This is a genomic window from Deltaproteobacteria bacterium (genome assembly GCA_009692615.1).
Lineage (GTDB): Bacteria > Desulfobacterota > Binatia > UBA9968 > UBA9968 > DP-20.
In genome coordinates this window covers 1-11,638 of record SHYW01000141.1, presented here as the reverse complement: position 1 = coordinate 11,638, position 11,638 = coordinate 1, and the positions used below count along the sequence as shown (strand labels likewise).

Genomic DNA, 11,638 nt, shown 5'->3' with positions numbered 1-11,638 from the left:
CAAATCGAGGCAAAACTAAGGACCCTATTAACCACGAGAGCAAAATGTAATCTGATATAACTTCGCAAAAACTGTAACTCATTACGAAAAAAACGATCTATCCTCCGCTGCCCTGCTTCCAGGGCAGTTGTTCAGAGGTTCCTTAAATATCAAAGATCAATGGCGTTAGAGACATCATCGTACTTTGATCAGTTACAAATCGATTCAGAAAAGAATTGGAGCAGCGGTTAGGATGCTCGCCTACTTTAAATCGATCCTATTCCCGATACTATTTTTGACCGTAGGATGCGGCACGACTGCCCTCAACTTAAGATCGGCGGATAATGTAGTGGATCTTAGTGAGTACAAGTCGATTACTATTCAGACTTCAACCGCTCAAGGCGTCACGGTTCCCGAACCCGCGCAATCACGCATGAAGGCGCTAATAAAGGCGGAAATTCTCAACTGCTGCAAAGAGCGATTTGAAAACATCTCGCTGGGCGATCCCGGGGTGAAAGACCTCTTGTTGAACGTCAAGTTCACGATCTATGAGGAAGGTAATCGCTTCGCACGCTTCGTGTTAGCGGGACTAGGTTCAATGCAATTACATGCCGAGGTTGAAATAAAAGATGCTGCATCCGGGAGGCTAATCTACGGCGGAGATGCCGGCAAAACCTTCGGTTGGGGTGGAATCTACGGTGCCGCAACCGGAATGGACGATTTGGAGAACGGTTTGGCAAAAGAGATAATCACTGGGCTGAGAACCCGGAGAATATTACCTCCTTCCAACTGAGGCAGAGTTCCATCACACCGTTCAACGTAACTTCGGCAACGATCGGAGATCGCCGATCTACCGCGCAGCTAAAACAGCGGATACAAAAACGGCGCCAGCGCGCTGGTCTGGGTGAAGAGAATCAGCAGGCCGAAGGCTAACAGAACAATCACCATCGGGATCATCCACCATAGCTTGCGCACCCACAAGAACGCCATCAGCTCGCCCATGATCGAGAAGCGGTTTTTCAATGAATCGAGAACTTTCACCCGGCTAGCCTCTTTTCGCTTAAGAATTTTTGCAGCGCTTCGGCAACGATGCGATTGCCTTGCTTGTTCCAGTGGCCGTCGATCGGGAAGTACAGCTGCTTGCCCTGCGCCGCTTCGCGCTTGAGCACTGGCGTCAGGTCGAAGCAGGTGAGCTTTCGCTGACCGCAATATTCTACAACAGTACGCCGTAATCTGTCGATGTCGAGCTCATCGGAAAAATTATTTTGCGCTTTCAGTTGTTCCCAGTAGATTTCCCAGCGCGACGGCAGATAGAGCAGGACCATTTCAACCGGGGCATCCTTACTCGCCCGGATCGCCTCGTCGATTTCTTGCGCCGTCAGTTGCCAGCGCTGTTCGAAGTTGCGGTTCTGCCGGGCCAAGGAGCGGCGCACGTCTGCGGCGGCGATATTAAGTTGGGCACCGTCGCCTTCCGCCGGTTCGGCGTCTTGCGCCGCGGCCGATTGTGGCCTGCTTTCATGAACGAGATTGTAGAGCACTGAGTATTGGCGCAGATATCGGCTCACCGGAAACCGGTTGCGCTGCAAGCGGTTGAAGCGATTGACGCTATTGAGATCGTTGAAATAAAAACCGTAAAAAACTAGCCGCGGTTTGAGCGCCAAGGCATAGCGTTTGAGAATGCGCGTGTACTGCGCCGGCCCTTGGGAGGGAATGCCAAAGTTAATAATTTCTTTGCCCAGCGCCTGCGCCAAGATCGCCACCCAGGTATCCTGCTGATCCATGCCGACACCGAAGGTAAACGAATCTCCCACCGCCGCGCCCCACGCGGTTCCGCCCAAACTGCCGCCGCGAAAACCGATACCGGGAAGATTGAGATTAGTTTTGATCCGCACATGGTAATCGGGATGATCGACCATGATGTCCGTATTCGGGCGAATCTTGAAGAGCAGTTCTTCATCAGCGACGTACATGCCGTCGGTGCTGCGATACAGCTCCATGCGTTTGCCGAGTTCGCGCAAACGCGGCGTCAGCAATTTCTGCGGCGTCAGCCAAACCAAACCTTCGCATAGCGCCAAGGCGAATAGAATTCCCACGCCGGCTAGGACAATTTTCTGCGCGATCGGTTTCACGCGTCTTTCTCGACGATGCAGTCGCCCAGTACGAGAAAATCCAGTCCGCTGTTGTAAAAAGTCTTGAGCGCGTCGGCCGGGCTGGTGACGATCGGTTCGCCGCGCAGATTGAACGAAGTGTTGAGCAGCACCGGCACGCCGGTGGCTTGGCCGAACTTTTCGATTAGGCGGTAATAGCGCGGCGAAGTATCTTGGCGCACGGTCTGCAAACGCGCGCTGCCGTCGACATGGGTGATCGCCGGCAGTTTTTCCTTGGCGCCGTCCTGAACGTCGACGACGTAAAGCATGAAGCGGTTGGGATAGTGACGCTCGGGCTCGGGCAAATCGAAAAACTCGCTGGCGCGGTTTTCCAACACCGAAGGCGCGAAGGGGCGATAGGGCTCGCGGAATTTGATCTTGGTGTTGACCACGTCCTTCATTTCATTGCGGCGCGGATCGGCGATGATGCTGCGATGGCCGAGGGCGCGCGGCCCCCATTCAAAACGGCCCTGAAACCAACCGGCGACTTTGCCGCGGCTGAGCGCGTCGGCGACCCGGTCCAAGAGTTTTTCTTCGTCGCTAAATTCTTCGCCGCGAATATTTTGCTGGGCGAGAGTATCGCGCACCGCGCCGTTATCGAAGCCCTGGCCCCAGTAGGCATGCTCCATAACGAAGCGGCGCGGCTGGCCCAACACCATGTGATGAGCGTAAAGCGCCGCGCCCAACGCCGCGCCGCTATCGCCGGCCGCGGGTTGAATATAGATTTCCTCGAAGCCAGTCTCTTTTAGAATGCGGCCGTTGGCGACGCTGTTGAGCGCCACGCCGCCGGCCATGCACAAACGGCGCTGGCCGGTTTCGCGTTGCAAGGCGCCAGCCATTTTGAGCAGAATCTCTTCGGTGACCACTTGAATGCTCGCGGCGATGTCGGCGTAGTATTCGTTGCGTTTGACCAGTTCGTCATAGTTCGACGGCTTGGCGCCGAAGTAACTCGGATAGCCGCTCGAAGTGGTAAAAAAATAAGTTTCCGGCTGCCGCGGCGCGCCGAACAATTCGACGAACTTGGCGGTGAACGCTTGGGTCGGTGAGTAATGGTAGGCGAAGTATTCCATGTTCAAGCGAAAGCCGCCGTCGTTGCCGAGGTGAAATAACTTCTCGACCTTGTCGACGTAACGGGGCTCGCCGTAGGGCGCCATGCCCATCACCTTGTACTCGCCTTCGTTGACTTCGAAACCGAGAAACGCCGTGAACACACTGTAAAGCAGCCCGAGAGAATGGGGAAAGCGAATTTCTTTGCTGAGATTGAATTGGTTGCCCTTGCCGACGCCCGAACTCGCCGTCGCCCATTCGCCGACACCGTCGATGGTCAACAGCGCGGCCTCGTCGAAGGGCGAACAAAAAAACGTGCTGGCGGCGTGGGACAGATGATGCTCGGAGAAGAGAATTTTATTGGGCTCAAGGCCCAACTCGCGCTGCAAAAGGTTTTTGATCCACAGCCGGTCCACCAGCCAGTTTTTCATCGCCCGAGTAAACAGATCGAGGGAGCGAGGCGCGGTATGAAGCGCGGTGGTGAGAATCCTTTCGAACTTGACGAACGGCTTTTCGTAGAACACCACGTAGTCGAGATCGCGCGCGGCGATCTTAGCGCTGTCGAGGCAAAAGCGAATCGCCAGCGCCGGATAACCGCTGTCGTGCTTCAACCGGGAAAAACGCTCCTCTTCGGCGGCCGCCACCAACATGCCGTCGTGAAGCAGCGCCGCTGCGCCGTCGTGATAGAAAAATGACAGTCCGAGGATATGCATCAGAACTGTCTCCGCGCGTCTTCGAGGGTCGACGGCGCGTTCGTGCGGCTCGTCCACGCCGCGGCGGATTTTTTCAGCGCCAGCGGATCGGCGAACCAGCGGGCGATCAGTCCCATGGGCAGGATCAAGACAAAATAAAAAATCGTCAACATCAGCCGGGCTTGAAAGTCGCCGATTTTTTTCGCGACCTTGACCCAACCTTGCCATAATTGTTTGAGCAATCCGTTCATTCGATAACCTATTTTCTCGCCGTATTAGAAATTGAAAGACAGCCGCTAGCGCAGTGCTAGCGCACCGCCATTAAGGCATCCCGATAAGAAAACGCAACGGCGTAGAGCGCTTTGCCGACGATCACGCCTTCGACGCCGGATTTTTCCAAGGGCATAAGATTGCGCAGATCGTCCAGCGTCGATACACCGCCGGAAGCGATGATCGGAATCTTCACCGCTTCGGCGATTTTCAAAGTTTCAGCCAAATTGACGCCGTCGCGGGTGCCGTCCCGGCTGATATCGGTATAGATGATGCGCGCCGCGCCGTCGGCTTCGCAGCGCTGGGCCAGTTCGACGGCGTCCATGGTCGTGGTTTCCTTCCAGCCTTTGACCGCCACCTTGCCTTGGCGCGCGTCGATGCCGACGACGACCTTGCCGGGAAATTTGGTGCACAGCGCGCGCACAAACTCAGCGTTGTCATAGGCGGCGGTACCGATCACGACGCGGGCCACACCGAGATCGAAGGCCGCTTCCACCGCTTCAACGGAGCGCAAGCCGCCGCCTAGCTCCACGGTCAAGCCGGGCTCGCGGCAAATCGCCGCGACTTCTTTGGTATGCACCGGCCGCCCTTCCACCGCGCCGTTCAAATCGACGATGTGGAGAAACCTCGCCCCTTCGTCGAGCCAATGTTTGGCGGCATCCAGCGGATTTTCGAAATAGACCGTTTCGCGATCCATCTCGCCTTGAAACAGTCGCACGCAGCGGCCGTCTTTCAAATCGATGGCGGGAATGATCAGCATGGAATTAGTTTGCCGCCACAAAGCGGCCGAAGTTGGTGAGAATGCGCAGGCCTAATTCCTGGCTCTTCTCCGGGTGAAACTGGCAGGCGAACAATCGGTCGGTGGCAATACTCGAAACGAAAGACTGACCGTAATCCGTGGTCGTCGCGACGATCGCGCCATCGTCGGGCGCGACGTAGAACGAGTGGACGAAGTAAACATAATCGCCGCTGGCGATGCCGTCCAAGAACGGCGAGTCTTTTTGTTTGTCGATGCGGTTCCAACCCATGTGCGGCACTTTTAAATTTTCGCCGGCGTGAAAGCCGACCACTCGGCCGGGAAAAAGATCGAGCCCCTTTTGCTTGCCGAACTCCTCGCTCTCGGAAAATAATAATTGAAAGCCGAGACAAATTCCCAGAAACGGTTTCGCTTGGCGCACCAGCTCGCGAATCGGTTCGATGAGACCGAACTTGGCGAGATTCTCCATGCACGCGCTGAACGCACCAACCCCGGGCAATACCACGCCGCGGGCGGAAAGAATCTGGCCGACATCGCGGGTGACGATGGCCTCGAAGCCGACGCGCTCCAAGCCCTTCTGCACGCTGCGCAGATTACCCATGCCGTAGTCGATAATCGCGATCATCTTGCCGACCGTTTAAAACGTGCTAAACGAAATTTACAGGCTTCCTTTAGTCGACAGCACGCCTTCGACGCGCGGATCAACTTGAGTGGCTAAATCCATCGCTCGGGCGAACGCTTTGAAGCAGGCCTCAATGATGTGATGGGGATTTTCGCCGCGGGGAACGTCAATATGGAGATTCATTCCCAACTGATTGGCGAACGCCGCGTAAAACTCGTGCGGCAAGTCGGTGTCGAAATCGCCCACCCGGCCTGGCCGAATTTTTACGTTGTAAGATAAATAAGGCCGGCCGCTCAGATCGACCACCACTTTTGCCAAGGTCTCGTCCAGCGGACAGCTCGCTTCGCCGAAGCGGCGGATGCCCTGCTTGTCGCCCAACGCGTCTTTGAACGCTTGTCCCAGCGCCAAGCCGACATCTTCGACGGTGTGATGATAGTCGACTTCGAGATCGCCCTTGGCCTGGATCTCGACGTTGAAAAAGCCGTGGCGGCTAAAGGCGTCGAGCATGTGATTGAAAAACGGCATGCCGGTCTCGATCGCCGCCTTGCCGCTGCCGTCGACATCGAGCTTGACCGTGATGTCGGTTTCTTTAGTTTTTCGCACTACCTTCGCAGACCGTGCCATAATTATCTCCCGTCAATTCGCCAACTAAAAACTAAAAACTCTTCTTAAAGCGCGCTTCCACCGAGCGCGCATGATCGTCCAATCCTTCGAGCCGAGCGAGTTGGGCGATCTTCGTCGCTAATTTTTTAAGCCCGCGCTTCTCGGCACGAATCACCGTGGTGCGCTTGAGAAAATCGTAAGTACCGAGGGGCGAAAAAAAACGCGCGCTGCCGCCGGTGGGCAGCACATGATTGGGTCCGGCTAAATAATCTCCCAGCGGCGGCGGCGAGTAGGGACCGAGAAACATCGCCCCGGCGTTACGAATCTGGCGCGCCATTTTTTGCGGCTGCTTGACCAGCAGTTCAATATGCTCTGGCGCAATCGCGTTGGCCAGCTCGATCATTTCCTTCTCGCTGCGGGCGACGATAATGGCGCCATATTTTTTGAGCGATTGCAGGGAAATGCTTCGCCGCTTGGTGCTGAGCAACTGGGCTTCCAGGGCCTTTTGAACTTTTCTTGCCGTCGCCATTGAAGTGGTTACGCACAGCGCCGCCGCCAGCTCATCGTGCTCGGCTTGCGACAGCATATCGGCGGCGACGTAAGCGGCATCGGCCGAGTCGTCGGCGAGCAAAAGAATTTCACTCGGGCCGGCGATGGAATCGATGTTCACTTCGCCGAACACCAGGCGCTTGGCGGTGGCGACAAAAATATTTCCCGGCCCGACGATCTTATCGACCTGGGGAACGGTCTCGGTGCCGAACGCCAAGGCGGCGATCGCTTGGGCGCCGCCGACACGAAAAATCCGATCGACGCCGGCGATATGCGCGGCGGCGAGAATGATCGCGCCGTCTTTGCCGATGGGCGAAGTCATGATCACTTCATCGACGCCAGCAACTTTGGCCGGAATCACGTTCATCAGCACGGTCGACGGATACATCGCCTTGCCGCCCGGCACGTAGACGCCGACCCGTTCCAGCGGCGCGATCATTTGCCCGAGGCGCATGCCAAGAGGATCGCGATAGGACCAACTTTTCAGTAACTGACGGCGATGAAACGCCGCGATCCGTTTGGCGGCGAGCTTGAGTACGCTTAGATCTTGGCGCGAAACTTTGCCGAGCGCTTCTTTGATCTCAGCCCGCGTTACTTCCAAGCGCGCCGGCGTCAAACTCACATGATCGAAAAGCTTGGTGTAATGCACCAGCGCGCGATCGCCGCGCCGCTGTACCGCTGAGATGATTTCCTCGACGCGCTTTTCGACATCGCCGGCGCGTGTGCCGCGCCGGCCGAGAATCCGCATCATCAACGGCGCAAACTCACGATCGGCAGTTTTGACCAGGGGGATGTTCATAGCAATAATTTAAATTATTTTTATCGCAACCGTTAACCCGCCACCCGGGCGATTTGCGCGCCGAGCTGCGAAAGTTTTTTTTCAATTTGTTCGTAGCCGCGATCCAAATGATAAACTCGGGAAATTTCTGTGGTCCCGTTAGCCACCAACCCGGCGAGCACCAAGGCGACGCTGGCGCGTAGATCGCTGGCCATCACCGGCGCGCCGGACAGCTCGCGCACACCACGCACCACGGCGCGATTACCTTCGAGCTTGATCTGCGCGCCCATGCGGTCGAGTTCCTGGGCGTGCATGAAGCGGTTTTCGAAAATCGTTTCGGTGATCACGCTGACACCGTCGGCAATCGCCATCAACACCATCATCTGCGCTTGCAGGTCGGTGGGAAATCCCGGATAGGGCAACGTTTTAACGTCGATGCTTTTTATTTTGCCGTGGCCCTGGACCCGAATACCTTGACCGTCCGCGCTCAACGCCACACCCGCTTCTTTGAGCTTGATCAAAAACCCATCCAAATGTTCCGCCCGCGCGCCTTTGACCAAAACTTCGCCGCCGGTGAGCGCCGCGGCGATGACGAAACTGCCGGCTTCGATGCGATCGGGAATAATTCTATGCGTAACTCCGTGCAACGACGCCACGCCGTCGATGCGAATGATATCGCTGCCGGCGCCCTGCACTTTCGCGCCCATGGCGTTGAGCGCCTTGGCCAAATCCTCGATCTCCGGTTCCTTGGCGGCGTTTTCGATGATCGTCGTGCCCTCGGCCAGACTCGCCGCCATCATCAAGTTTTCCGTCGCGCCCACCGATGGCAGATCGAGGTATATTTTCGCGCCGCGCAGTTTCACCGCCTTGGCTTCGATGTAACCATGGGTCTGCTCGATGGTCGCGCCCAGCGCTTCGAGTCCTTTTAAATGTAGATCGATGGGACGCGCGCCGATGGCGCAGCCGCCAGGTGTCGACACTCGCGCCTGACCGAAACGCGCCACCAACGGTCCCAAAACCAAAAACGACGCGCGCATGGTTTTCACCAGTTCGTAGGGCGCTTCGAAATTTTCGATGCGATCGGCCGAGAGAATCAATTCATCGCCACCCTTGAGCCAGGCTTGATGATCGCTCTTAGCACCGAGGCCGGAGAGCAATTTCAACGTCGTGCGAATATCGGCGAGATGGGGCACGCTTTGATAAGTACAAGACTCCGCCGTCAACAACGACGAAATCAAAATCGGCAACGCCGCGTTCTTCGAACCGCTGACGGCGATCTCGCCGTTGAGTTGCTTGCCGCCCTGTATGACGATTTTATCCACTTGCGGCTTTCTTCAATTCTGCTTGACGCGCGCCAAGACAACTCGGTCTCGGCCGGCGTAATCTTGCAACAATTCAAGCTCGCGATAATATTCAGTCGCACGAAAAATATTTTCCACCGCGCGCGCCTGGTCGGCGCCGATCTCGACGATAAGCGCCCCCTGCCCAGTTAGAAACGCCGGCGCCGCGGCGGCGATACGCCGGTAAAAATCGTAACCGTCGGCGCCGCCGTCCAACGCCAACGACGGTTCTTGGCGAACTTCCGGCGCCAGCGTCGTTAAATCAGCGCGCCGCACGTAGGGCGGATTGCTAACGATCAAATCGAAAAGCAAAACTTGCCGCGCCAGCGCGGCGAACAAATCGCCGGGGCAAAATTCAATGCGCTCGGCCACACGATAGCGCTCAGCGTTGGCGCGGGCGATTTGCAAAGCGCCGAAAGAAACGTCCGTGGCGCAAAATTTTGCCGTCGGTAATTCAGTTGCCAAACTGACGGCCAGCGCGCCGCTGCCAGTGCCCAGATCGGCGATGCGCAGCGAATCAGCCGACGAAATCTTCGCCGCTTCCACTAGCGCGACTTCAACCAAGCGTTCCGTCTCCGGCCGGGGAATCAAAACATCCGGCGTGACCGCGAATTCGAGGGACCAAAATTCTTGCTTGCCAATGATGTATGCGACCGGTTCTCGCTCTAAGCGGCGGCGCAACAAGCTTTCGAATTTGGCCGCGGCCGCCGAAGTCATTGGCGAATCAGCTCTGAGAATCAACTGCTCTCGGGTCAAGCCCAAACAATGCGCCAGCAGAACTTCGGCGTCGAGCCGTGGACTGTCGATCCCGGCGGCGGCTAAACGTTCGACGCCGCGCTTCAGCCCGTCGCGTAGGCAGTAGCGAGCCGGTTGATCGATTATGTTGGCAAGCCCATCCATGGCATCTACATCTGCGTCCAAATCCTTGGCGCCGTCAGTCTTACTTGAGCGCCTCGGCTTGATAATGAGTGATTAAAGCTTCGACCACTTCGTCGATCTGGCCTTCCATCAATTTTTCCAGTTGGTAAATCGTCAAGTTGATGCGGTGATCGGTCAAGCGGCCTTGGGGGAAATTATAGGTGCGAATGCGCTCGCTGCGGTCGCCGCTGCCGACCATCGACTTGCGCGTGGCGGCGATCTCTGACGCCTGCTCGGCTTGTTTTTGCTCCAACAAACGGGCGCGCAAGATTTTCATGCCCTTGGCGCGATTTTTATGCTGCGACTTTTCGTCCTGGCAGGAAATCACGATACCGGTGGGAATATGGGTAATGCGTACCGCGGAATCCGTCGTGTTGACGCTCTGGCCGCCCGGACCGGAGGAACGAAAAACATCGATGCGAATTTCTTTGGGATCGATGGCGACTTCGACTTCATCCGCTTCGGCCAACACCGCCACGGTCACCGCCGAGGTGTGAATTCGTCCTGAACCTTCGGTCACCGGCACGCGTTGCACGCGGTGCACGCCGCCTTCGAACTTAAGCCGGCTGTAGGCGCCCTGCCCTTCGATGCTGACGATGATCTCTTTGTAACCGCCGAGCCCGGTCGGGTTAGAACTCATCATCTCGACGCGCCAGCCGCGCGACTCAGCGTAGCGCGAGTACATGCGGAAAAGCTCCGCCGCGAACAAAGCCGCTTCATCGCCGCCAGTGCCGGCGCGAATTTCGACGATGACGTTCTTATCGTCGTTGGGATCTTTGGGGAGAATCAGAAACTTGAGCTTGGTTTCGAGCGCCTCCTTGCGCTCGCGCAGACTGGTCAACTCTTCTTTGACCAACTCGCGCATCGCTTCGTCATTTTCCTCCATGAGCAGGCGGTTCTCAGAGATCTCATGCTCGACTTTGCACCACTCGCGGTAGCGCAAAACGATCTCTTCCAAATCAGAACGTTCCCTGGCGAGTTTGGCATACTCCCGCTGTTGGCCGACTAGTTTGGGATCGGACATCATCCCTTCCAGCTCGACGTAGCGCTTTTCGACTTCGGCTAATTTATCAAGCATGACTTTCTCACAGCTAAAGCGAGCACCGCAGGAACAAGTTTAACACCGGCGAAATAGCGCCAGCGAAGTCTAAACCACGGACAAATAAAAAAGGGCAAAAGGTGGTTGAATGCCCTTTGCCCTTTCACGTTCCGCAAAAACCTAGTCGGTCAAATTCAGCCCCGCTCGTCCGCGTAGTTTAGTTTTTCGCAGCGTATTTCTTACGAAATTTTTCGACGCGGCCGGCGGTGTCGAGAAACTTTTGCTTGCCGGTGAAGAAAGGATGGCAATTGGAGCAAATTTCCACGTGGAGGGTACCACTGGTGGAGCGCGTCTCGACGGCATGGCCGCAGGCGCAAGTGATCGTCGACGCTTTATATTCTGGATGAATTCCTGGTTTCATAAGTCCCCTCGATTGATCGAGTTTATAACACAACCCCCAGGCTGCTTCAATTGGGGTGCTTTTTCGGACCGCAGCACCCGCCACCGGGACGATAATTGAAAATAGTTCATTGCCAAACCGCGCCTAACCCAATAAACTAGCCAAACTTGAGCTGATCCGGCGTATCCGTTAGTCTTAGCTGGGTGGCAGGGCGATTTTGGCGGCAGATCTAATGGAGTTGATACAACCATGAGCGAGTTGGAAACAGACAGCGGTGAAACCCGAGAAATCACTCCACAGGTGCCGCTCCGAGTTGAGGACACCGGACTCGATTACGGTTTTCTCGCCGACTTAAGGAACCTCTGAACAACTGCCCTGGAAGCAGGGCAGCGGAGGATAGATCGTTTTTTTCGTAATGAGTTACAGTTTTTGCGAAGTTATATCAGATTACATTTTGCTCTCGTGGTTAATAGGGTCCTTAGTTTTGCCTCGATTTG

Annotated in this window: 13 protein-coding genes; 1 reads left to right on the top strand and 12 read right to left on the bottom strand. The window is 56.2% G+C overall.

The features are described from left to right. Window positions 1-232: 232 nt before the first annotated feature. Window positions 233-772 carry a DUF4410 domain-containing protein gene (locus EXR70_23015; protein ID MSP41368.1) on the top strand — a complete coding sequence of 180 codons (540 nt, stop codon included), beginning with the start codon at window positions 233-235 and terminating at the stop codon, window positions 770-772. 68 nt (window positions 773-840) lie between these two features. Here the strand turns inward: EXR70_23015 and EXR70_23010 are convergent, their stop codons facing one another. The 12 genes from EXR70_23010 to EXR70_22955 form a co-directional block, all read right to left on the bottom strand. After that, window positions 841-1,020, bottom strand: coding sequence for a hypothetical protein (locus EXR70_23010; GenBank protein MSP41367.1), 180 nt, complete (start codon window positions 1,018-1,020; stop codon window positions 841-843). Continuing rightward, window positions 1,017-2,108 (bottom strand): hypothetical protein, encoded by a 1,092-nt coding sequence (locus EXR70_23005; GenBank protein ID MSP41366.1) that lies wholly within the window; start codon window positions 2,106-2,108, stop codon window positions 1,017-1,019. Before EXR70_23005 ends, EXR70_23010 begins: the two co-directional genes overlap by 4 nt. Further along, window positions 2,105-3,886 (bottom strand): hypothetical protein, encoded by a 1,782-nt coding sequence (locus EXR70_23000; GenBank protein MSP41365.1) that lies wholly within the window; start codon window positions 3,884-3,886, stop codon window positions 2,105-2,107. Before EXR70_23000 ends, EXR70_23005 begins: the two co-directional genes overlap by 4 nt. Continuing rightward, window positions 3,886-4,116: a hypothetical protein gene (locus EXR70_22995; GenBank protein ID MSP41364.1), complete on the bottom strand. Its 231-nt coding sequence runs from the start codon at window positions 4,114-4,116 to the stop codon at window positions 3,886-3,888. Before EXR70_22995 ends, EXR70_23000 begins: the two co-directional genes overlap by 1 nt. 56 nt (window positions 4,117-4,172) lie before the next feature. Next, window positions 4,173-4,895, bottom strand: a complete 723-nt coding sequence (hisA, locus tag EXR70_22990) for a 1-(5-phosphoribosyl)-5-[(5-phosphoribosylamino)methylideneamino]imidazole-4-carboxamide isomerase (GenBank protein MSP41363.1) — start codon at window positions 4,893-4,895, stop codon at window positions 4,173-4,175. 4 nt (window positions 4,896-4,899) lie between these two features. Further along, window positions 4,900-5,517, bottom strand: coding sequence for an imidazole glycerol phosphate synthase subunit HisH (hisH, locus tag EXR70_22985; protein ID MSP41362.1), 618 nt, complete (start codon window positions 5,515-5,517; stop codon window positions 4,900-4,902). 33 nt (window positions 5,518-5,550) lie between these two features. Then, window positions 5,551-6,138, bottom strand: a complete 588-nt coding sequence (hisB, locus tag EXR70_22980) for an imidazoleglycerol-phosphate dehydratase HisB (protein MSP41361.1) — start codon at window positions 6,136-6,138, stop codon at window positions 5,551-5,553. 31 nt (window positions 6,139-6,169) lie between these two features. Further along, a complete protein-coding gene (gene hisD, locus EXR70_22975; GenBank protein MSP41360.1) occupies window positions 6,170-7,465 on the bottom strand; it encodes a histidinol dehydrogenase in 1,296 nt (431 codons plus the stop codon). A gap of 32 nt (window positions 7,466-7,497) precedes the next feature. Next, window positions 7,498-8,766: a UDP-N-acetylglucosamine 1-carboxyvinyltransferase gene (murA, locus tag EXR70_22970; GenBank protein MSP41359.1), complete on the bottom strand. Its 1,269-nt coding sequence runs from the start codon at window positions 8,764-8,766 to the stop codon at window positions 7,498-7,500. Window positions 8,767-8,778: 12 nt separating this feature from the next. Then, entirely contained in the window at window positions 8,779-9,705 is a 927-nt protein-coding gene (gene prmC / locus EXR70_22965; protein ID MSP41358.1) for a peptide chain release factor N(5)-glutamine methyltransferase, read from the bottom strand. Between the two features lie 19 nt (window positions 9,706-9,724). Then, on the bottom strand, window positions 9,725-10,780 hold the full coding sequence (prfA, locus tag EXR70_22960; protein MSP41357.1) for a peptide chain release factor 1: 1,056 nt from the start codon (window positions 10,778-10,780) through the stop codon (window positions 9,725-9,727). Between the two features lie 178 nt (window positions 10,781-10,958). Then, complete coding sequence (locus tag EXR70_22955) at window positions 10,959-11,162, bottom strand: 50S ribosomal protein L31 (protein MSP41356.1); 204 nt, start codon at window positions 11,160-11,162, stop codon at window positions 10,959-10,961. Window positions 11,163-11,638 lie beyond the last annotated feature (476 nt).